16 protein-coding genes are annotated in these 20,320 nt (G+C 68.2%); 6 read left to right on the top strand and 10 right to left on the bottom strand.

Annotated elements, in window-relative coordinates; all coding sequences use genetic code 11:
- Positions 1-99: 99 nt before the first annotated feature.
- Together ACZY0R_RS08655 and ACZY0R_RS08650 are read left to right on the top strand one after the other, a co-directional pair.
- Positions 100-1,401 carry an MASE1 domain-containing protein gene (locus ACZY0R_RS08655; protein WP_488858009.1) on the top strand — a complete coding sequence of 434 codons (1,302 nt, stop codon included), beginning with the start codon at positions 100-102 and terminating at the stop codon, positions 1,399-1,401.
- Complete coding sequence (locus ACZY0R_RS08650; protein ID WP_488858008.1) at positions 1,398-2,624, top strand: alpha/beta fold hydrolase; 1,227 nt, start codon at positions 1,398-1,400, stop codon at positions 2,622-2,624. The genes ACZY0R_RS08655 and ACZY0R_RS08650 overlap by 4 nt, the downstream gene beginning before the upstream one ends.
- Here ACZY0R_RS08650 and ACZY0R_RS08645 read toward each other — a convergent pair.
- From ACZY0R_RS08645 to ACZY0R_RS08635, 3 genes are all read right to left on the bottom strand, one after another.
- A complete protein-coding gene (locus tag ACZY0R_RS08645) occupies positions 2,621-4,990 on the bottom strand; it encodes a patatin-like phospholipase family protein (protein WP_488858007.1) in 2,370 nt (789 codons plus the stop codon). The genes ACZY0R_RS08650 and ACZY0R_RS08645 overlap by 4 nt on opposite strands.
- 298 nt (positions 4,991-5,288) lie before the next feature.
- The gene (locus ACZY0R_RS08640) at positions 5,289-6,269 is read right to left on the bottom strand and encodes a pyridoxamine 5'-phosphate oxidase family protein (RefSeq protein ID WP_488858006.1); all 981 of its coding nucleotides are present in this window, start codon (positions 6,267-6,269) and stop codon (positions 5,289-5,291) included.
- A 35-nt stretch (positions 6,270-6,304) separates the two neighbouring features.
- Entirely contained in the window at positions 6,305-6,973 is a 669-nt protein-coding gene (locus tag ACZY0R_RS08635; protein ID WP_488858005.1) for a glutathione S-transferase family protein, read from the bottom strand.
- Positions 6,974-7,087: 114 nt separating this feature from the next.
- Between ACZY0R_RS08635 and ACZY0R_RS08630 the strand changes: the two genes are divergently transcribed.
- Positions 7,088-7,978, top strand: coding sequence for a LysR family transcriptional regulator (locus tag ACZY0R_RS08630; protein WP_488858004.1), 891 nt, complete (start codon positions 7,088-7,090; stop codon positions 7,976-7,978).
- A gap of 25 nt (positions 7,979-8,003) precedes the next feature.
- Here the strand turns inward: ACZY0R_RS08630 and ACZY0R_RS08625 are convergent, their stop codons facing one another.
- The 6 genes from ACZY0R_RS08625 to ACZY0R_RS08600 form a co-directional block, all read right to left on the bottom strand.
- Positions 8,004-8,924 carry a Bug family tripartite tricarboxylate transporter substrate binding protein gene (locus tag ACZY0R_RS08625; protein ID WP_488859590.1) on the bottom strand — a complete coding sequence of 307 codons (921 nt, stop codon included), beginning with the start codon at positions 8,922-8,924 and terminating at the stop codon, positions 8,004-8,006.
- Between the two features lie 71 nt (positions 8,925-8,995).
- Entirely contained in the window at positions 8,996-10,345 is a 1,350-nt protein-coding gene (locus ACZY0R_RS08620) for a DUF1254 domain-containing protein (RefSeq protein ID WP_488858003.1), read from the bottom strand.
- Positions 10,346-10,357: 12 nt separating this feature from the next.
- Positions 10,358-11,659, bottom strand: coding sequence for a DUF1254 domain-containing protein (locus tag ACZY0R_RS08615; protein ID WP_488859588.1), 1,302 nt, complete (start codon positions 11,657-11,659; stop codon positions 10,358-10,360).
- A 26-nt stretch (positions 11,660-11,685) separates the two neighbouring features.
- Positions 11,686-12,708, bottom strand: a complete 1,023-nt coding sequence (locus tag ACZY0R_RS08610; protein WP_488858002.1) for a Bug family tripartite tricarboxylate transporter substrate binding protein — start codon at positions 12,706-12,708, stop codon at positions 11,686-11,688.
- 101 nt (positions 12,709-12,809) lie between these two features.
- Entirely contained in the window at positions 12,810-14,966 is a 2,157-nt protein-coding gene (locus ACZY0R_RS08605) for an acetate--CoA ligase family protein (RefSeq protein WP_488858001.1), read from the bottom strand.
- 88 nt (positions 14,967-15,054) lie between these two features.
- Complete coding sequence (locus ACZY0R_RS08600; protein WP_488858000.1) at positions 15,055-15,861, bottom strand: IclR family transcriptional regulator; 807 nt, start codon at positions 15,859-15,861, stop codon at positions 15,055-15,057.
- A gap of 157 nt (positions 15,862-16,018) precedes the next feature.
- Here ACZY0R_RS08600 and ACZY0R_RS08595 point away from each other — a divergent pair, with 157 nt between their 5' ends.
- The 3 genes from ACZY0R_RS08595 to ACZY0R_RS08585 all read left to right on the top strand — a co-directional run bounded on the left by ACZY0R_RS08595 (position 16,019) and on the right by ACZY0R_RS08585 (position 18,715).
- Positions 16,019-16,711: a TetR/AcrR family transcriptional regulator gene (locus tag ACZY0R_RS08595; RefSeq protein WP_488857999.1), complete on the top strand. Its 693-nt coding sequence runs from the start codon at positions 16,019-16,021 to the stop codon at positions 16,709-16,711.
- A gap of 119 nt (positions 16,712-16,830) precedes the next feature.
- Positions 16,831-17,829: a Bug family tripartite tricarboxylate transporter substrate binding protein gene (locus tag ACZY0R_RS08590; RefSeq protein WP_488857998.1), complete on the top strand. Its 999-nt coding sequence runs from the start codon at positions 16,831-16,833 to the stop codon at positions 17,827-17,829.
- Between the two features lie 178 nt (positions 17,830-18,007).
- Positions 18,008-18,715: a histidine phosphatase family protein gene (locus ACZY0R_RS08585; RefSeq protein ID WP_488857997.1), complete on the top strand. Its 708-nt coding sequence runs from the start codon at positions 18,008-18,010 to the stop codon at positions 18,713-18,715.
- Between the two features lie 121 nt (positions 18,716-18,836).
- On the opposite strand, the gene tnpC is transcribed toward ACZY0R_RS08585, so the two are convergent.
- On the bottom strand, positions 18,837-20,249 hold the full coding sequence (gene tnpC, locus ACZY0R_RS08580) for an IS66 family transposase (RefSeq protein ID WP_488857996.1): 1,413 nt from the start codon (positions 20,247-20,249) through the stop codon (positions 18,837-18,839).
- Between the last annotated feature and the right edge of the window lie 71 nt (positions 20,250-20,320).

The raw sequence follows: 20,320 nt of genomic DNA, 5'->3' as shown, positions 1-20,320 counted from the left end.
TGCCCAGCCGCACCGGCAGGTCAGCCAACATGCAGCCGGCATACCAGCCGATGGCCTGGCGCCGCATCAGAGCCAGGGACTCAGCCAAGGAAAGCCAACGTGAATCCAACCAACCGAGCGACCAACCGGGCCGTCGTCCTGTTTTTGTGGGTGGCGCTGTACTTCTGCTCCGGCTACATCTCGCACAAGCTCAATGGCCCGTTCTCCGCCACCGGCTATATCTGGCTGCCAGCCGGCGTGACCGTGGCCGCGTTCATGCTGACGCCGATGCCGCGCTGGCTGCCGGTGGGGCTGGCCTTCTTTGCCGCGCAGATGCTGCTGGGCTGGGTGGAGGGACGCGACACCCTGCGGCTGATCCTGTTCTCGCTCGACGAAATCGGCTGTGCCGCGCTGGCGGTGGCGCTGGTCAGGCGCACGCACTTCTCGCTGGAAGGGCTGGCCTTCGTGCGCGGGCTGCTGATCGCCGGGGTGGTCAGCAGCGCCGTCAGCGCCGCAATCGGCGCGGGCTGGTTCACGATCATGCAGGACGTGCCGTTCTGGCGCACCGCGCGCGTGTGGGGCGCCGCCGACCTGGTGGGCGTGCTGATCGTCACGCCGGTACTGGCGGGCTGGTCGCGTTTTCGCGCCATGCGCTCGGGCGGCATGAGCGGCGGCGATTTCCTGTTCGGGCTGGGCGCCTTTGCCGCGCTGGTGCTGACCACCTTCTTCATCTTCGACAGGGAGATCCTGGCGCCGGTACCGAGAGGCGTGCTCTTTGCGCTGACCTATATCCCGTTGTTCTTCGCCGCGGTGGTGACGCTGCTGTGGGGAGGCCGGGGCGGTTCGGTGGCGGTGGCGATCCTGGCGCTGTTCGTGCTGGTCAATTCCGGCCAGGGCGACGGCCCGTTCGCGGAAAGCGCGGCTCACCACGGCCGCTCCCTGCTCGAAGCCCAGCTCTACCTGGCCGTGGCGGCGTTGCTCACGCTCCTGATCAGCACGCTGCGCACCAGCCGGGAGCAGCTGCACGCGCAATCGGCACGGCGCCAGAACGATGTCACGCTGGCCCTGGCAGCCAGCAACCAGTTGGTCTATTGCCTGGACCCGCGCAGCGGCACGCTGCGCTGGAGTGGCGACGTGGAACGCACGCTGGGGGTACGCGAAGACACCTTCGCCAGCCTCGACGACGTGCTGGCCCACGTGCACCCCGACGACCGTGCCCAGGTACGCAGCCGCTGGCTGCGCGAGAGCGACGGCGAGAACCGCACCGACCTGCAGTTTCGCCTGATGCTGCCGGCCGGCGACTGCACCATGGTGCTCGATATGAGCGGCCCGCTGCTGGACGGCGACGAGTCCGTGGCCGTCATCGCCGGCGCATGGCGCCTGCAGGGCGCTGCCATCTTCGAGGAGCGCGACGCAGCATGACGGCTCCCAAGAGCGGCGGCACCGGTGCCCTGCTCATCCACGGCCTGGGCGGCACGCAGTTCGACCTCGGCCCGATGCACAAGGCCCTGCGGCGCGCCGGGGTGGAAACCCACGCGGTGACGCTGCCCGGCCACGCCGGCCGGCCCGAGGACCTGGTGCCGGTGCGCGCCGAGCAATGGCTCGACACGGTCACGCAGGCCTACGACGAACTGGCCGGACAATACGAGACTTTCCATGTCATGGGCATGTGCCTGGGCGGCCTGCTGGCCCTGGCACTGGCCGAGCGCCGCCAGCACCGCAAGGGCCGGCTGGTGGCGCTGGCCGCGCCGGTGTATATCGACGGCTGGTCCACCCCCTGGTACCGCGCGCTGCGGCACCTGGTCTACCACATCCCCACGCTGCCCGCGCGCATGCGGGTGGAGGAAGACGAACCGTTCGGCATCAAGAACGACCTGGTGCGCGCCATCGTCAAGGCCAAGTTCGAGCGCGGCGACAACTTCCACTACCGCTGGGTGCCGCTGGCCTGCATCCGCCAGGTCGACCGGCTGCGCGGCTGGGTGCTGCGCGGCGCCCACCGCATCGCCTGCCCCACGCTGGTGGTGAATGCCCGCGAGGACGAGCTGACCAGCCTGCGCTCCGCCGACTTCCTGGATTCGGCGGTCCCCGACGTGCGCAAGGTGGTGGTGGAAAACAGCTATCACATGATCTGCGTGGACAACGACCGCGAGCAGGTGGTCAGCAGCGTGCTGGAGTTCCTCGGGTTCGATCCGGCGCAGGCGCGCCGCCCCGCGCGCGCCAGGGTCGAAGTGCCGATGAGCGAGGAAGCCGTCGCCGCGGTGGTCAACGAATACCTGCAGGCCCTTACCAGCGGCCACTTCGAGGCCATCTTCCCGCTGCTGGAGCCCGGCGTGCGCTGGCGTCACCACGGCGAGCATCCGCTGGCAGGCAGCTACGACGACCGCGACGCTGTGATCGGCATGTTCGCCAGGCTGCAGGCGCTGGCCGGCAAAACGGTGCGCATCGCCGTCACCGCGCCACCACGCATCGAGGGCAGTACCGCGGAAATCGACCTGGAGGCCTCCTCGGTCATGGACGGCGAGGCGCGCCACAACCAGGGCACGCAAACCCTGCGCATGCGCAATGGCCGCATTTCGGCGGTGACTTTCCGGCCAAGCGATAGCACCGTAGCCGCCACCGAAGCGCTGCCCGCGCCCGCGGGCTAGAACACGCGGCCCAACTGCAGGTAGAGGTTCCACACGCCCTGCGGCGCCGCGGCAAAGCCGAAGTACAGCGGGCCGATCACGCTATTGCCGCCGATAAACAGGCTGGCACTGGTCTTGAACGGCCCGTTGCCGAAATTCCGGCGCCGCAGCCAGACATCGCCCGCCTCCAGGCTGGCGCCCACCACGGTGGTGCGCAGGCCCGGCAGGATGAACTCCCGCAGGTCGTTCAGGTAGGTCACGCGGCCGTACAGCAGGTAGTTGCCGGTAAACTGGTCTTGCGCATAGGCGGAAAGGTGCTGGAAGCCACCCAGCGTGAAGCCCAGACCGCCGCTGAAGCTGCTGTTGCTGCGATGGTCGCCATAGGTCGTTGCGGCCTCGGCCGCCAGGTTCAGGGTGTGGCGGCCGTAGCTGGTGGCCCACAGTGCCTTCGCATGGGCATCGTTGAAGCGGTTGTCGGTGCCGCCGAAGGCCAGCTCGTTGGTCGCCAGCAGGTAATAGCCGGTGCGCGGGAAAAGCGGATCGTCGAGCTGGTCGATGGTGAGCTGGGCACGCACGGTGGGCTGGCGCACGCGGGCGTAGGGGAACAGCCGGCCGTTGCCGTTGGGCAGGTTATAGACGGGCGAGTCATAGACCTGCTGGTAGTTTATGCCCGCCCGGAACTCGCCCAGCCGGCCCAGGGGCACGCCCAGGTCCAGGCCCGCGACGGCGGTCTCGATCTGGTAGGCGGTAAGCGGCTGGGTATTGCGGTTGGGCGCGCTGTCGCCATAGAGATCAATGCGCTTGCGCCCGTATTCCGCATAGGGAGCGACATAGAAGCCGAGCCGGTCGAATACCGGCTGGCGCAACTCGGTATGCCACTTGGCCTGGTTGCTGCCCAGCACGATGTCATTGCGCCACTCCAGCCCGCCTGGCGTGAGCCACGGATAGCGATGCCCCAGTTGCAGGTTGAACACGCCCTGGCCATTGAAAGTGGTGGACACGCCAAAGCCGAACAGCAGGAACTGCGGGCCCCAGGATTTCTGCTGCGCTTCCACCTTCAGCACATTGCGGCCATCCTCGGTGACCAGTTCCTGCGTCACGCTTTCGAAATCGCCCGACGTGGAGAGCTGCGCCATCTCGCGGTTAAGCGTGACCCCGTCGTAGTTGTCGCCCTCGTTCACGCCCAGGTATTTGCGTATGAAACTTGGCGGGATGCGGCCGTGCGACTGGATCTGGATGGCATCGATACGCACCGGGCCCGCCATCGTCCCGGCGCCCTTGCGCGCCGCCAGGTGGGCCTGCCAGGCGCCGGCCGGCATCGCCAGCGACGCCAGCCGGGGCTCGGCCGCCAGCACCGCGTTCCAGCCGCCCAGGATGCCATCGTTGGCGCGCGAGAAGTCGGTGAAGGAAAGGTCGCCCAACTGGGGCTCGATCAGCACGTCGCCCCGCCTGAGCTGCCCCTTCTGCGCGCTCACGTTCTGGTTCGTCAGGATGGTGACCATCTGTTGCGTCACCGCCGCCGGCGAGTCCAGTCTGTCGGGATCGTCCAGCGGCGAGGCGATATTGACCGCGATGACCACATCGGCGCCCATGTCGCGCGCCAGTTGCACCGGCAGGTTGCTGACCAGCCCGCCGTCGACCAGCGTGCGCCCGTTCACCTTGATCGGCGCGAACAATCCCGGCACCGCCACGCTGGCGCGGATGGCGCGCGGCAGCGAGCCATGGTCGAGCACCACCGGGGCCCCCGTACCCAGGTCGGTGGCAATGGTGCGAAACGGCGTCGGCAGCTTGTCGAAGCTGGCTTCGGCCGGCACCTGTACGGTCCAGTTCTGCAGCAGCGCCAGCAGGCGGTTGCCCTGCACCAGGCCGGTGGGCAGCTTGATCTTGCCGTCGCCGTAGCCGGCCGAGATCCCGATCGGGTATTGCAGGTCGTCCTCGCGCTGCGATTGCGGCAGTTCGGCACGCTCGTTACGGTCGAAAGCGATATCGCTCAGGTTGATATGCGACAACCGCGCCTCCAGTTCGTCGGCCGACAAGCCGCTGGCATACAGGCCGCCCACCACCGCGCCCACGCTGGTGGCGGCGATGCAGTCGATCGGCACCTGCATCTTCTCGAGCGCCTTGATCACGCCGATATGCGCATAGCCGCGCGCACCGCCCCCGGACAGCACCAGGCACACGCGTGGGCGATGGCCCGGCGCGGGCGCGTCGGCAACGCCGGGTATGGCGGCGGATTCAACGGCATGTTCGGCGACATGCCCGGCGGCCGGAGCGGACTGCGGCGCCACGGCGAGCACCGCTGCCAGGGCCAGCAGCACCGGGAGCAGCGGATAACCGCGCACCAGCGAGCGCAGGCGGCAGGCAACGCGTGAAAGATAGCGGGACATGGACAAACCGCGGCAAAACGGGACAAGACGGTGAAATCGCCGCGCAGATGTGGCGGGGAAGGACGTCACGATAGGGCAATTACCCGAGCTTGAACAGCAGCGCAAGCACCGGGCAAGTGCCGCGATCCCGGCACTTGCCCCGGCGCCTGCCTCGCTGCCAAGCTGCCGCGTGGGCTGGCCGCGCGGAACCGGGGCGGAGTGCGCCCCGGCACGCAGCCTGGCAAGGGCGCTGAATGTATGCCGGATACAACAAAAGGAAGGAGCCCCTGGCAAGCCCGCCAGCGGCCCGTAGGCCGCCTCAGTGCTCCGCCGCAGCCTCCCAGCTGCCGGTTTGCGCCACCCACGGCGACATAGCCTCGAACTGCCAGCGCAGCGGCAACACCCCCGAGCGCCTTACCACGCGCTCCACATGCAGGCGCACCAGCCGCTCGGCACCGTCAAAGCGCTCGACGTCCGGCCCTTCCCAGACGATTTCGCTGTGCCCGCTCAGGTGCAGCAGGCTGCCGCGCTCGAAATCCGGCACCAGCAGCCCGGCGCGCGGGTTGGCCACCAGGTTGCCAATGGTATTGAAGTAGTTGTTGCCGTTGAAATCCGGGAAGGTCAAGGTCCTGGCTCCGTCGACCCGGACAAAGCCCGGCTTGCCGCCCCGGTGCGACACATCCGCCCCGCCGCTGTGGCCGGACGCGGCATCGTGATGATGGGTGGCGATAAAGATCGTGTCGGCAGCGCGCAGCGCCTCCACCGCCCCGGCATCCAGGGCGTCGCCATGCCACGCGGGAGCGGTCCCGCTCTCGTCCGCGCCGGCCTCGCGCCAGTGGCGCAGCTGGATGTAGCGCGGGCAATTGCCGAAGCTCTGCGCCACCGCCACCGTCAGGCCGGTCTCGTCCACCGCCGCAATGCGGCCGTTCATGCGGTTGCGGCGGCGCGTGTGCAACTCGATGCCAAGCAGGCCGATATCGGCGCCGGCACCCAGGGCCTGCGCCAGCGGATCGTCCGCCAGCGGCCGCGCGGCAATGCGCAGGTGGCCGGGATCCGGCGCCTGCATGAAGCCCGGCGCGCCGCTCAGCACGGTCGCCCAGGGCATGCCCGAGGCGTCCACGGCCCCCACCACCACGAACGGCAACTGGGCGAAGAACAGGCGATGTTGCTCGGGCATGGCGGACCGGACCACGCGCCGCCCGGCCACCTCCATCTGCTCACGGCTGCCGGCGCGCTGCTGCGCGGCTTGCTCCCCGGCATGAAAAGGCGATTCGCCATGCTGCCATCCTTGCGGGTCCATTTCATCCTCCTTTGCCGGGCCGGGCGGCACAGCGGTTACGCAGCAGCCGCCAGGCCCACCGCGGAGACAGGCATCGGCACAAAGCCCGGCAGCGCCTCCACCCTGCGCAGCCAGGCGCCCAGCGCTGGATACGGCGCCAGCGGGACATTGCCCTCCTCGGCACGCGCGATATAGCTGTAGGCGGCCACATCGGCCAGCGTGGGCGACGCGCCGGCGAGGAACGGCGCCGCGGCCAGGATCGGCTCCATCACCACGAACAGCCGCTGCGCGCGCGCAATGGCGTCATCGGCCGCCACCGGGGCACCGAACAAGGTCGCCAGCCGTGCCCTGGCAGGCCCGAAGGCAATCTCGCCCGCCGCCACCGACAGCCAGCGCTGCACCGCTGCCGCGCCCGCCGGATCGCGCGGCAGCCAGCGGCCGTCGTCGTAGCGCATAGCGAGGTAGACCAGGATGGCATTGGAGTCGGCCAGCACGGTGCCGTTGTCGTCGAGCACCGGAACCTGGCCAAAGGGGTTGAGCTTGAGGAAGGGCTCGCGGCGATGCTCGCCGCCGCGCTGGTCAACCTCCACGAGGCGGTACGGCAGTCCCAGCAGCGACAAGAACAGGCGCACCCGGTGCGCGTGGCCGGACAGCGGCATGTGATAGAGCACCAGCGGCTCGGCGGGGGAAGCGATCGTGGTGCTATCTGGGGTGGTGGCGGACATCTCGGCTCCTGGTGGCTGGGGGGGGGGTTGAGGTCATTCTGGGCGCCTTCCAGGGTGCAATAAATGGGGCAGAAAGCAGTTGACTACTCCACAAATCGTAGTAATGTGACACGCATGGACAAACTCCGCGCCATGCAGACTTTCGTCAAGGTGGTCGACGAAGGCAGCCTCACCGCTGCCGCCAGCGCCCTGCACACTTCCCTGCCGGCGGTGGTGCGCACGCTCGCCGCGCTGGAGGCGGAACTGCAGGTCCGGCTGCTCAACCGCACCACGCGCCGCCAGTCGCTCACCGATGAAGGGCGCACCTACCTGGATAGCTGCCGCCGCATCCTCGCCACCATCGACGAAGCCGAGGCCGTGCTGAGCGCGCGCCATGTCGAACCGAGCGGACAACTGGTGCTGACCGCGCCGGTGATGTTCGGCCAGATGCACGTGGCGCCGGCGGTAGCCCGCTTTGTGCAGCGCTACCCCGCGGTGCACTGCCGGATGGAGTTCAGCGATCGTGTGGTCAACCTGCTGGAGGAAGAGATCGACGTGGGCGTGCGCATCGGCCCGCTCGCGGACTCGACGCTGGTGGCCCGGCAGGTCGGCCGCGTCCGCCGGGTGGTGGTAGCCACCCCGGACTTCCTGCGCGAGCATGGCGTGCCCGCCCACCCCGACGCACTGAGCCATGCCAGTTGCGTGCGCTTTACCGGTAACGCGGCGCACTGGTGGACGTTCCAGCAGGAAGGCCGCCCCTTCTACGTCGCCGTCAGCGGCAATCTCGAATTCAACCAGACGGCGCCTGCGATGGCGGCCTGCGCCGCCGGCGCGGGCTTCGGGAATTTTCTGTCTTACCAGGTGGCGCCGCTGGTGGCCGAGGGGAAGCTGCGCATCGTGCTGGAAGCATTCGAGCAGCCGCCCTGGCCGCTGTCGCTGATTTATCCGAACGCGCGGCTGCTGCCGGCGCGCACGCGCGCTTTCGTGGACTGGATGAAGGACGAGCTGAGCCCGCAGTTTCGCTGAGGCAACAGCGCGTCCGCGCCACGCCTTATTCGAGCTTGATCCCCGCCGACCTGATCAGCGGCCCCCACTTCGCCACCTCGGCATCGATAAACCGCGCGAACGAAGCACTGTCGCCCGCCTCCGGCTGCAACCCCAACCCGATCAGCTTGCTGCGCGTCTGCGCATCGGCCAGCACCGCGTTGGCGTCGCGGTTGAGTTGTTGCACCACGGCCGCCGGCGTGCCGGCGGGCGCCATCAGGCCGAACCAGCCGTACCCGACCACGCCGGGAAAGCCTTGCTCGCCAAACGTGGGTGCGTCCGGATAGACCGGCGTGCGCTGCTCCGCGGATACCGCGATCACGCGCAGCTTGCCGGCCTTGATAAACGGCAGCGCGGTGGTGATGGCGGTCAGCGTGGCATCGACCCGGCCGGCCAGCAGTTCGGTGTAGGCGGTGGAGTCGCCCCGGTAATGTACGTTGAGGCCCTTGAATTTCGCCTGGGCCGCAAAGAGTTCGGCGGTCAGGTGCGGGCCCGAGCCGATGCCCGGCGAGGCGAAAGTCACGCCGTCCTTCTTCTCGCGCGCCATGCGTACAAAGTCGGCCACCGTGCGCACCGGCGAATCGGCGTTGACGATCAGGAAGATCGGCCCCAGCACGCGCGGCCCCACCGCGACGAAATCCTTGTGGATGTCGTAGTGTTGCGAGAGCCCCGCCGCGGCATTGATGGCAAACGGCGCCGCCACCCACAGCAGCGTGTAGCCATCCGGCGTGGCGCGGGCGAGCTGCTCGTTGGCCACGCGCGTGCCGGCGCCGGGCTTGTTCTCCACCACGAACTGCTGCTTGTACCTGCGGCTGAGCCCTTCGCCGAGCAATCGCGCCGAGATGTCGTTGGAACCACCGGGGCCATAGGGCGAAATCAGGCGCACCGGGCGCGACGGATAGTCCTCGGCATGCAGCGGCGTCAGCATTGTGCCGGCCGCCGCGAACAGCAAGGCGTTGCACGCCACCTTGAGCACATGCCGCCTTTGCGGATCCGGCTTCATGATGGCTCCCCGACCGAAGCCGCGCCGGCCAGCGGACGGATTGGCGGATAGACGAAGGTCTTGTCGAGATGCGCGGGCTGCGGCACATACAGCCGCAGCGTCACATAGAACGGGCCCGCGGGCGCCGGCAGCCAGTTGCCCTCCGCTGCCGGATCGGCCGGCGGTGACGCCGACAGGCGCAGCCGCAGGCTGCCGTCGGCGTCGTAGCGCAGGCTCGGCGAGCGGTCGCCCAGCGAGTAGCGTCCGAGCGCGTTGTCCACCAGCATGCAGTCGGTCTTGTCGTACATGGTGAGCGACCAGAACGCGCCTACCTGTGGCAGCGCATCCGCGGCGAAGGCCAGTTCGTAGCCGGTGCGGCCATCGAGCGGTGCGCCCTCGCTGTCTCGATCGGCCATGACGTACATCGCCTCTTCCACGCCAAGCGCGCCAATATAGTTGCGCGCTACCAGCGCGCGCTCGGCAAAGCGCGTGCCGAACGATTCGCGGATTTCCACCGGCAGGGTCCAGCCACCGCCAAGGTCGGAGGGCAGCGGCGCCGCCAGTTCGGCGAGCACCTCCTTGATCGCGGTGCCCAAACGCGCCAGCACGGCGTCGCCAGGCGCGGACCCACCGCAATCCGCGCCGACGCCGGACTGCGCGAAGCCTGCCACCAGCGCGGCTTCGGCCGCCGGCGGCGGATTCTCGCGCAACGCCTGGTTGACCACTTCAGCGTAGCGGCGCGGATCGCCCAGGTGCTCGCCCGGCTGCATGCCGACATCGAAGGGCCGCGCGGCGGGCGCGCCGTCGAGCGTGCTGAGGCGAAACTGGTCCTGCAGCGCATGCACGGCCGGCAGGTCGGCCTCGCCGTCCACCAGCATGCGGCCGAGCAGCCAGACCGCGTCGGTAGGGCAGGCAATGGCGGTCGCGCCCGCCGGCACTTCGCCCTGCCAGCGCGGACCATGCAGCAGGAAGCGCCCGCGCCCGTTGCCGGTGGTGCGGGTGCCGATGTAGCCGAAGGGGTTGGTATAGAAGTCGAGCAGTCCGAGCACGTAGTAGCGGCCTGCGCTGTCGGGCACGTCCAGCAGCAGCGGCCCTTGCGACAGGTCGAGCCAGGCGTTGCTGTAAAGCGTGTCGTTGTTGGGCGTGACCACCTGGCGATGCTGCGGGCCGAGCAGCTGGCGGGTGTGGATGAAATGATTGATCCAGCGCACCGGGGCATCGGGCTGCGGCGCGGCGAATGCACCCGCGCTGTTCCGGCGCGGGCAGGTGGCGGCACGCATGCGCGCCATCTCGTAGAGGGGCAGCGTGTAGCGCACCGCGTCATGGGCGGGTGTGGCGGTTCCGGTACGGGTCATGGTGGCTTCCATTGCAGGCTCCTATCAGTCGATGCGGCGCACGGCCGGGATGGTGTACTGGCCGTCCAGGAACGACCGGGCCGGATGGTAGAGCCGCAGGATCAGGTAGAACGGCCCCGCGGACGCGGGCAGCCAATTGTCCTGCTGCAGCGGGCGCGCATGCGAGATGGGAAGCACCAGGCTGCCGTCCGCCTCCATGCGCAGGCCCGGCGTGCGGTCCCCCACCGCGTAGCGCCCGATCTCGTTGGCGCTGAAATAGCGGTCCTCGCCATACAGCGATACCGACCAGAATGCCTGCGCGGGCGGCAGCATGCCGGGCGCGAAGCGCAGCTCGTAGCGGTGACGGCCATCGAGCGGCTGGCCATCGGCATCGAAATCGGCCATGGCGTAGATCGCCTCGTCGGCACGCAGGGCGCCGAGCCCCTTCATCGCGGTGCAGGCGCGCTGCAGCCAGTCGTCGCCGTACATGCCGAGCTTCAGGCTGTAGCCCCAGCTCTTGCGGCCCTGGCTGCGCGTATGCGCCTCGATCACGGCCATGGCCTGCGCGTAGGCGCTCTCCAGCCCGGCCACCACGGCCGGGCGCAATGCCGCCAGGTCGGTTTCATCTTCCAGCCGGATGCCCACCTTGCGCAGCAGGGTCAGCAGGCCGGACTCCTCCGCCGCCGGCGGGAACTCGCGCAGCGCATTGAAGAGGTTGTGGAAGAAGTCCAGCGCGGGCCGGCCACTGTCGCGCCATTGCGCCACGCAGCGCGGGCGCGCCGCGCCCGGCGTGCGGGTGAGCGCGAAGCCCTGTTCGAAAGCGCGCGCTGCCGGCAGGTCCTGCGGCCCCTGCACCAGCACGCGGCCGAGCAGCCAGACCAGCGAGCTGGGGCATTGCACCGCATGCTTGCCGCTGGCCTGCTGGCCCGGGCCGGTCAGCTCGATCTCGCCGCCTTCGGCTGCGACGTTACGCGGGCCCAGGTTCTCGAAGTTGTTGGTGTGGACGTCGAGCAGCTCGATCACGTAGTAGCGCCCCGCGTCAGGCAGCGGCGGGATGCGCAGCGTCACGGGGCCCTCGGCCAGGTTGATCCACCCGCAGAAGTACAGCAGGTCGTTGGCCGGGGTGACGATGTCGCGGTCCTCGTGCGTCCACTGGCGCTCGCTGGCCGACAGGGCATTCATCGGCGCGCGGCCGTAGCCCGTGGCCGCGTCGACCGAGGTCTGCAGGCGGCAGGTACGCAGCGTTTCGATCAGCGCGTAGCCATAGATCGCGAGCGGAAAGGCCGCGCCGGCGACGAGGGCCCGCTGCGGGCTGGCGTGGGTTGCCGGGGCGAGGGGCGGATTCATGTTCATGCGTTTGGCTCCTGACGAAATTATTCGAGCGCGGCGCCGCTCGTCTTGACGAGGGCGGCCCAGGCGCGGATGTCTTGCTGCATTTGCGCTGCAAAGGCGGCGCGCGGCTGCGGGTTGAAGCGCATGCCCAGCGTTGCGGCCTGCGCCTGCATGGCGGGCTCGGCCATGATGGCTTCGACGGCGCGCTCCAGCCGGTCGACGATGGCCGCCGGCGTGCGGGCCGGCGCGAACAGCGCGAACCAGCTATCGATGCGGAACGGCACCCCGGACTCGGCGAAGGTCGGGACGTCGGGCAGCGCCACCGAGCGCTCCGATCCGGTGACCGCCAGCGCCCGGACCTTGCCGCTGCGGATCAGCGGCAAGGTGCCGGCCAGGTCGGACATGGCCACCGGCAGCGTGCCGCCCATCACGTCGGTCAGCATCGGGCTGACACCCTTGTACGGGATATGGCGCAGATGGATGCCGCTGCTCACGTTCAGGCTCTCGCCGGCCAGGTGGCCGCCAGAGCCGGGTCCCCAGGAGCCATAGGCCAGGTCCGCGCCGGGACGCCTGGCCTGCGCGATCAGCGCCGGCAGGTCCTTGCCCGTGAAGGCCGGGCCCGCAACCAATACATTGCCGCCGTAGGCGAGGCGCCCCACCGGCACGAAATCGCGCACGGGATCGTAGGGCAGCCGGGGGAAGATCGCCGGCGCGATCGCATGCGTGGCGGAGATGCCTAGCAATAGCGTGTAGCCGTCCGGCGCGGCGCGCGCGACCTGCGCGGAGCCGATGGTGCCGGTGGCGCCCGCCACGTTCTCCACCAGCACGGTGCCGCCCAGCGCGGTCGAAAGCCTGGCGGCAACCAGCCGCCCGATCACGTCGGTGCCGCCGCCTGGCGGGAAAGGCACGACGAGGCGGATCGGCCTTTCGGGGAACTTGCCGGATTCCGCGGGCGCCGCATGCGCCGGTGCGGCGGCGAACGCGATCAGCACGGCGCAGGCGCCGATGGTGCGGGGAATATTGGCCGCTGGCGCGCACGCGGCCCTTGCAGCTTGCAAATGCATGATGGTTGTCTCCTGTTTTTGTCCGAGCCCATCCGCGCGCCCGGTCTGTGCCGGTCTGTGGTTGCGCGGTGGAGGTACGTTGCATTGCTACGCCATCTCGTTCACGCCGGTGCCCCAGCCGGCAGCAAGGTGATCACGGCATCCGCCGCGACCGGCCCTTCGGCGCCGACGATGAAAGGATTGATTTCCAGCGTATCGAGCCGGGGCCCTAGCGCGGCGGCCAACTGCGATACCCGCACCAGCAAGCCGGCAGCCTGCGCCAGCGGCAGCACAGGGTTGCCGCGATGGCCCGCGAACAGCACCGCCGCGCGGCTTTGCTCCAGCATGGCAAGCGCGCGCTCCGGCGACAGTGGTGCGAGGCCGAAGGCCATCTGCCGGAAAATTTCCACGGCGGTGCCGCCGATGCCGGCCAGCACCACCAGCCCGAACACCGGATCGCGCCGCACGCCCACCATCAGCTCGCCCCAGCCGCGCACCATGCGCGCCACCAGCACGCCCTCGAAAGGCAAGCTGGCATCGGCCCGGGCCAGTGCCGCCTGCATCTGCGCAAAGGCTTTGCGCACGGCGGCGGCGTCCGTCAGGTTGAGCGCCACGCCGCCCACGTCGCTCTTGTGCAGCACCTGCGCCGAGCACAGCTTCACAACGACCGGGTAGCCGACGCGCTGCGCCAGGGCCACGGCCTCGTCGGCATTTCGGGCCAGACCGTGCGGGGCCACCGGCACGCCGGCGTCCGCCAGCAGGCGCATGGCTTCGAACTCGGACAGTGCGCTGGCGTCTTCCGGCACATCGCGCAGCAGCGGAGCCATTGGCACAACACGCTCGGTGGCCGACGGGCTTGCCGCCGCCGCCTCCAACGCCGCCGCGCGGGCCAGCGCGGCCACGGCCTCGATGGCGTGGGCCGGCTCGCGGAACACCAGGCAGCCGTGCGCTTCCAGCCAGGCGCGCTTGTCGTCGTCGACCACGCCGGACAGCAGCAGCGGCGCGGCGCGCTTGTCCTCGTGCAGCGCGCCGATGGTGCGCTGGAGTTCTTCCCACAGCCGCGGTGCGTTGGCGCCACCGGCCAGGAAGGCCACCACGCAGCCGTACTCGCCGCAGGTAGCCACGCCGGCCATCGCGTCGAGCAGCACGGCGGGCTGGGCTACCACCTGGCCCGTGACATCGATCGGATTGGCGGTGCTGGCAAAGGGAATGCTCTTGCGCAGCGCCTGCGCGGCCGCCGCCGGCATGGGTGGCATCGGCATGCCGAGCTCCTCGGCGCGATCGGCCATCATGATGCCGACCCCGCCGGACACCGTGAGGATGGCCACCGGCGTCACGGCGTCCGCGACCAGGCCGCCCGGGCTGCTCCAGCGCGCCGGTCGCCGCCCGCGCGACAAGGTGTAGCCGAGCCGGAAGAAATCCTCCAGCGTATGGGCACGGTGCACGCCGTATTCGTCGAACACGGCCTGGTAGATCGCATCCTCGCCGGCCAGGCTGGCCGTGTGCGATTGCGCCGAGCGCGCGCCGGCCTCGGTGGTGCCCACCTTGGTGATCACCACCGGCTTGCCGGCGGCGCGCGCGGCGGCCAGCGCCTGGCGCAGACGCTGGCCGTCGCGGCAACCTTCCATATAGGCCAGGATCACGCGCGTGTCGTCGTCCTGCGCCATCCATTCGATCACGTCGGCCACTTGCAACCCGGCCTCGTTGCCGGTGGTCACCCAGTGGCTCAGCCCCAGCCCGGCCTCGCGCGCCAGCGCGAAGGCATAGGCGCCGAACGCGCCGCTCTGGCTGACCAGGCCCACATCCCCCACCGGCGGCGCGCCGGTCAGCGGGATCGGCGAGAAGGTGGCGAACAGGCGCGCGCGCAGGTTCATCGCACCCAGGCAATTGGGGCCGAGCAGTGCCACGCGGTGCCGGCGCGCGCTGTCGGCCAGCGCCAGCTGCATGGCCTGGCCTTCCTCGCCCACTTCGGCAAAGCCCGAGGTAAAGAAGATCGCGGCGCGCGTGCCGTTCTGCGCCAGTTGCGCCATCACAGACTCCGTCGCCACGGCCGGCACGGCCACGATGGCAAGGTCGACGGGCTCGCCGATGGCGGCCAGCGACGGGTACGCGCGCAAGCCCTGGATCTCGCCCGCGCTGGGGTGCACGGGATAGATGCGCCCTGCATAGCCAAGCTCGCGCAGCAGCCGGATGGGCATGCCGCCCACTTTGTCGGGCTGCGTGGACGCGCCGATGACCGCGACCGAACGCGGTTTCAGCAGGGAATCTAAATCGGGCATGGCTTAGTCTCCGGGTTGCCTTGAAGGCTTGTTTCAGGATGGACGCCTGTACCGGCGCTGCCTGTGTGTTGTCTGGCGCGCGGCGCGGCTATTGCCGCAGCCCGGTCACCGATTCGATCGAACGCGTCATCTCCATCAGCAGCGGCGCGATTTTTTTCTCCAGCATGCCGCGCCGCAGTTGCGACGCCGCAATGGCGCAGTTGAACAGCAGCGGGCGGTTCAGGTAGACGATGCGCGAATACACGCCGACGCCATGCACGCCGCTGCCCGCGTCGCCTAAGTTGATGGCAAAGCCGCGCTTGGGGTAATGGGCCACGTTGTGGCAAACAGTGTCGTAGCAGGCCGCGTATTCGTCGGGACGCTCACGCTGCGCGGCTTGCATCAGGGTTTCGAATTCCGCCTTGGACAAGGTACTCAGGAAGGCGCGGCCCATGCCGGTGCTCAGCACCGAGCGCACCGCGCCCACGCCGGGGCGTGCGGGCGTGCCCTCGTTATGCGTGCAGGTCAGCAGGTAGGTCACGTCGAGTCGGTGCGCCACGCCCATCGACACCGCACCCTCGATGCGGTCCGCCAGCGCCTGCATCAGCGGCCGCGCCACATGGCGCACCTGCAGGCCGGTCAGGTAGGGGTAGCCCAGCGCAAGCACCTGGGCGCCGACGAAGTACTTGTCCAGTTTGGGGTCCCAGTCCAGGTAGCCCAGCTCGAACAAGGTGCGGCAGATGCGCGACACCGTGGCGCGGGGCAGTTGCAGGCGTTCGGATAGCTCGCCGTTGCCCAGCGGCCGCGGCTCGTCGATGAAGCAGCGCAGCAGGGCAAACCCCTTGGCCAGCAGCCCGCCGAAAGAGGGGTCGTCTTTCCTGCGCTCGGCAATGAATTGTTTGACCGGCGTGTTCATCTTGTCTCCTTGCACTGCAGTGTGGGTGCGGTCTTTTTCTGTGTCAAAGCTCGGAATTGATTTCCATATATTGGAAATATAGGCCTGCTCTTGACGAAATGCCGTAGTAACCATATGGTTCACAAAACCGAATCCGAATTCGCATACGGAATTTGCCATGCCTATCTCGTCCTCTGCCGCGCCCCCCGCCAAGCCCTCCAAGGGGACATCCGCGTTCCCCACGGTAGCCACCCCATCGATCCTGCAGCCGCCGCGCCAGCGGCGTGCCCGCGAGACGGAACAAGCACTGCTCGATGCGGGCCGCGCGTTGCTGGCGCAGCGGGATTTCTCGGCGGTTTCCGTGGCGCAGATCGCCTCCGCCTGCGAAGTCTCCGTGGGGGCCTTCTACGGCCGCTTCCGCGACAAGCAGGCGTTCTTCGAGTCGCTGCGTACGCTGGTGATGCGGGAAACCGGAGAATCCGTCTCGCGTTACCTGCGCGTGGAGCGCTGGGAAGAAGTGCCTACCGACGTCATGCTCGAAAAAATCATGCGTTACGTGGTGCTGGGCTGCCATGCCAATCGCGGTGTGATCAAGGCTTCTCTCAAGCATGCCTCGATCCGTCCGGAGGAATGGCTGCCGCACCGGGAAAGCGGCCAGGCGGTGGTGGAGCGCATGGTGGCCCTGCTGGTGCCGCGCCTGCCGATGCCGCCCGAGCAGGCCGAACTGCGTGTGCGTTTTGCCATGCAGGCCGTGTTCAGCATCGTGGTCAATGCCATCCTCAACGATGCCGGCCCGCTGCCGCTCGACGACGAGCGCCTCCCTGGCGAGATGACCCGCCTCGTGGCCGGCTACCTGGCAATGCCCGGCTGACGCCACGACGCGCCGCGGGCATGCAGCCCCGCCCATGACTCCCGCCTGAAAGACTTCCACGGCGCGCGCACTCGCTCGGAGCGCGCGCCGGATCCAATAAAACCCCGAGGAGACAAACCATGACATTACGCAGCCCGTTCTGCGGGAAAGCTGCTGCCCTGCTCGCGTGCGCGTGCGCGGCATTGCTGCCGCTGGCCGCGCACGCCCAGGCCGGCTACCCCAACAAACCCCTGCACCTGATCGTGCCCTACCCCGCCGGCGGCCTGACCGACACGCTCTCGCGCACGCTGGCGGAAGGCCTGGGCAAGCGGCTGGGTCAGACCGTGGTGGTGGAGAACAAAGGCGGTGCCGGCGGCATCATCGGCACCGACTATGTAGCCAAGTCCGCACCCGATGGCTACACGCTGCTGCTGACGATCCCCGGCCCCATCACCGCCAACCTGGCCCTTTACAAGAAGCTGCCCTACGATCCGCGCACCGACCTGCGGCAGGTCTCCGACGTGGCGACGGCGCGCACGGTGCTGGCCGTCAACGGCGCGCTGCCGGTGAAGACGGTAGCCGAGCTGATCGCCTATGCCAGGAAGGAGCCCGGCAAGCTGCGCATGGGCTCGTGGGGACCCGGCACTCAGCCGCACACCATCCAGGCCTATCTGGACAAGACCTACGGCGTCGATATCCTGCACGTGCCCTATCGCGGCGAGGGTCCCATGGTGACGGACCTGCTGGCGGGCCAGGTCAATGTGACGGTCGGCTCGGTGACGTCGCTGAAGCAGCACTTCGCCAGCGGCAAGCTGCGCCCGCTGGCCGTCACCGGCAACCGGCGCGCCAAGGCGTTGCCTGACGTGCCGACCTTTGCCGAGGCCGGCTACCCCGACGAGCCGTACAAGCTGGTCGGCCCCATCACGCTGCTGGTGCCCTCGCGCACGCCGAACGATATCGTCGAGCGCCTGGGCCGCGAGGTGAGCGCGCTGGTGAAATCGCCGGAGATCAGCCAGCGTATCGAGGACATGGGCGCCGAGCCGATCGGCAACCTGCCCGCCGAGGCCGTGAGCGCCTACAAGGCCTACCTGCCGGGGGTGCTCAAGCTGACCGCCGATACCGGGGTGACGCTGGATTAACGCCGGCCGGCGGCGGGATAATGCAGCGCGGAAATGGCCGCTATGAATCCGCCGGTGCTTCCCTTGGCCGCCATGCCCCGCGGCCATACAATGCCTGCTCCTCGCGCGGCCCCACCGCGCCGCGTGCCGATTCCCGCATTACCGCTTCCGGCGGTGCCTTCCGGCGCCGACATCACGCATGGCAACGCTCTTCCTGGTACGGCACGGTCAGGCCTCATTCGGCGCCGCCAACTACGACTGCCTCTCCGACACCGGGCGGCAGCAAGCCCGCTGGCTGGGCGAGTATTTCCGCGAGCGCGGTATCTCGTTCAAGCGGGTGGTGGCCGGTTCGCTGGTGCGCCAGCAGGACACGGCGATGGAGATCCTGGCCGGCATGGGGGCTGGCGATGTACTGGTCCAGACGGACCGGGGCGCGGTCACCACGGGCATCGAAACCCACCCCGGCCTTAACGAATACGATGGCGAAGCGCTGTATCGCAGCCATACCGGTGGGGCGGATCATCGGACCCATCAGAATACGGATTACAACGACTACTGGCGGACGTTTCGCGCGGCGTATCAGGCCTGGACGATGGATCAACTGGCGGGCATGCCGGAGTCGTGGGCTGAGTTTGGGGGGCGGATTCGCGATGGTTTGTTGCATGCCACGGACGGGGCTTCGCGAAAGGATGCGGTGTTGGTTGTTAGTTCTGGTGGGGCTATCGGGCGGGCTACTGCGGATTTGCTGGGTGCGCCGGCGCAGACTGCGATTGAGTTGAATCTGCAGTTTCGGAATACGGCTTTTTGCGAGATTATTTCTGGGCGCGGGATGCTGCGGTTGCTGAGTTTTAATGGTTTGCCGCATTTGGATCGGGTTGATCGGCGGGATGCCATTACGTTTGCCTGAGGGGTGGGTGGGGCGGATTGCTGTTGGGGTTTTTTGAGCGGCGTTGGTTGTTGGACGCAACAGCGTACGACATCCCCCTGCGGGGGACGCCGGTCACTCTTCTTTGCTTCGGCGTAACTATTCAGCAGCCGGGGATAGGCGAAGGTGGGCAGCCAGAGAAGGTGCAGGTCAAAGCCGTGAAGAGCTCACGCTGCTGCTTGCGCAGCGTGGCGAGGTAAGAGCGGATGGTGCAAAACGCCTGCAGCCCATGTGTGACGCGGAAGCCTCCGGAGATCTTCTGTTTGAGCTTGGGCATGCGGATATCCCGTTCGGCTTGGTTGTTATCGAACGGCACACGATGATCGGCGATGAAGCGCCACACCTCGGTCGCATATCGCTGGAGGCGAGCCAGCAGGTTGTAGGCGAAGGACTGTTTGGTCTTGCCGCGCGGGTCCAGGGCTGGATTCCGTGCCTGCGCAGGATTGTCCTGCTGTCCCTGCGCGATCAGCGCCTCAGCGCGGCGCCGGTAGTCGGCCAGGCGTGCTGGCGCCAGGCTGGTGTTGCCCCGCGTCAGATTGTCGTCGGCTTCGCGCTTGGCCTGGCGTAGCAGGGTGATCATGTCCTGAGCCCAGGTCTGTTGGGTGGTCTCCCAAATGTAGATGAGTTCGCGCAGATGATGCGCGTTGCACAGCGCGTGCTGGCACGCGTAGTCGGCATAAGGGCGCCAGCCGTCATGCACGGCCACACCGTCGAAGGCAGGCAAGATGTTGAAGCTATCCAATGCCTCTTTGCCACGCTTGGCGTGCGGGCCATACCAGGTCAGCCATATTGTCGAAGCGCTATGCAGCCACTGCTGCTTGCGCCCAACCCGCATGCCTGTCTCATCAAAGTGCACCACCGGCTCGGCCAGGATCGCTTGACGGATCTGATCAATTGCCGGTGCTAGCGCGCCGGCAGCCTCGTTGATGAAGTTTTGAATGGTGCCCGTGCTCACCGGCAGATCGAACAGATCTCGCAGGGCTTGTGCTGTACGGTCGATCGGCACTTGCTGGTACTGCGTCAGATAGACCCCCGCGGCTTTGACCCGAGGGCCATACTGCGCCGCCTGGCTGACCCCGCTCGGGAACTGGCTGGTATGGGTCTTGCCACAGCGGCACTGGGCAACTTGCACACGATGCTCGATCACTTCAAAGCGGATCGCGGGCAGATCAAACACTTGGCGGCCTTGCGGCAGCACGGTGACCTGATCTGCCGCAATGGCACTGCCGCAGACGTCGCAGCGCTCGGGCACCGGGTGCGTCACCGTGTGATCAGGGTCCTGCACCCGCTTGAGCGTCCTGCCCGGATGGCCGGGCTGACCACCCGGCGGGTTCGTGCCCGGCTCGCGCAGCGACTTCGGCTTGCGCTTCAGGCCGTCGGTCGAAGGCGGCTTGCTGGAGTTGTGGCTATCCTTCTCCAGCTTCGCCTCAAGCGCATTCAGCCGCGTCACCAGCTCAATGATGAGCGCGTCCTTCTGCTCTGGCGTCAGGTCGTTGAGGCTGGGGATCTTCGTCATGCGTAGCACTATGAAGCACTTCGCATCGGTTTACAACATCTGCTGAATAGTTACGCCGAAGCAAAGAAGAG

Source organism: Cupriavidus sp. F041, from assembly GCF_057814235.1.
This window is presented reverse-complemented; position numbering and strand designations above follow the sequence as displayed.

What these genes read in the sequence shown, in the direction of transcription:
- ACZY0R_RS08625 (WP_488859590.1), bottom strand. Translation starts at nt 8,924, where the DNA reads ATGCTGACGCCGCTGCATGCCGAGGACTATCCGTCGCGCCCGGTGCGC.
- ACZY0R_RS08620 (WP_488858003.1), bottom strand. Translation starts at nt 10,345, where the DNA reads ATGGAAGCCACCATGACCCGTACCGGAACCGCCACACCCGCCCATGAC.
- ACZY0R_RS08600 (WP_488858000.1), bottom strand. Translation starts at nt 15,861, where the DNA reads ATGAACACGCCGGTCAAACAATTCATTGCCGAGCGCAGGAAAGACGAC.
- ACZY0R_RS08650 (WP_488858008.1), top strand. Translation starts at nt 1,398, where the DNA reads ATGACGGCTCCCAAGAGCGGCGGCACCGGTGCCCTGCTCATCCACGGC.
- ACZY0R_RS08595 (WP_488857999.1), top strand. Translation starts at nt 16,019, where the DNA reads ATGCCTATCTCGTCCTCTGCCGCGCCCCCCGCCAAGCCCTCCAAGGGG.
- ACZY0R_RS08590 (WP_488857998.1), top strand. Translation starts at nt 16,831, where the DNA reads ATGACATTACGCAGCCCGTTCTGCGGGAAAGCTGCTGCCCTGCTCGCG.
- ACZY0R_RS08640 (WP_488858006.1), bottom strand. Translation starts at nt 6,269, where the DNA reads ATGGACCCGCAAGGATGGCAGCATGGCGAATCGCCTTTTCATGCCGGG.
- tnpC (WP_488857996.1), bottom strand. Translation starts at nt 20,249, where the DNA reads ATGACGAAGATCCCCAGCCTCAACGACCTGACGCCAGAGCAGAAGGAC.
- ACZY0R_RS08635 (WP_488858005.1), bottom strand. Translation starts at nt 6,973, where the DNA reads ATGTCCGCCACCACCCCAGATAGCACCACGATCGCTTCCCCCGCCGAG.
- ACZY0R_RS08645 (WP_488858007.1), bottom strand. Translation starts at nt 4,990, where the DNA reads ATGTCCCGCTATCTTTCACGCGTTGCCTGCCGCCTGCGCTCGCTGGTG.
- ACZY0R_RS08630 (WP_488858004.1), top strand. Translation starts at nt 7,088, where the DNA reads ATGGACAAACTCCGCGCCATGCAGACTTTCGTCAAGGTGGTCGACGAA.
- ACZY0R_RS08610 (WP_488858002.1), bottom strand. Translation starts at nt 12,708, where the DNA reads ATGCATTTGCAAGCTGCAAGGGCCGCGTGCGCGCCAGCGGCCAATATT.
- ACZY0R_RS08585 (WP_488857997.1), top strand. Translation starts at nt 18,008, where the DNA reads ATGGCAACGCTCTTCCTGGTACGGCACGGTCAGGCCTCATTCGGCGCC.
- ACZY0R_RS08605 (WP_488858001.1), bottom strand. Translation starts at nt 14,966, where the DNA reads ATGCCCGATTTAGATTCCCTGCTGAAACCGCGTTCGGTCGCGGTCATC.
- ACZY0R_RS08615 (WP_488859588.1), bottom strand. Translation starts at nt 11,659, where the DNA reads ATGAATCCGCCCCTCGCCCCGGCAACCCACGCCAGCCCGCAGCGGGCC.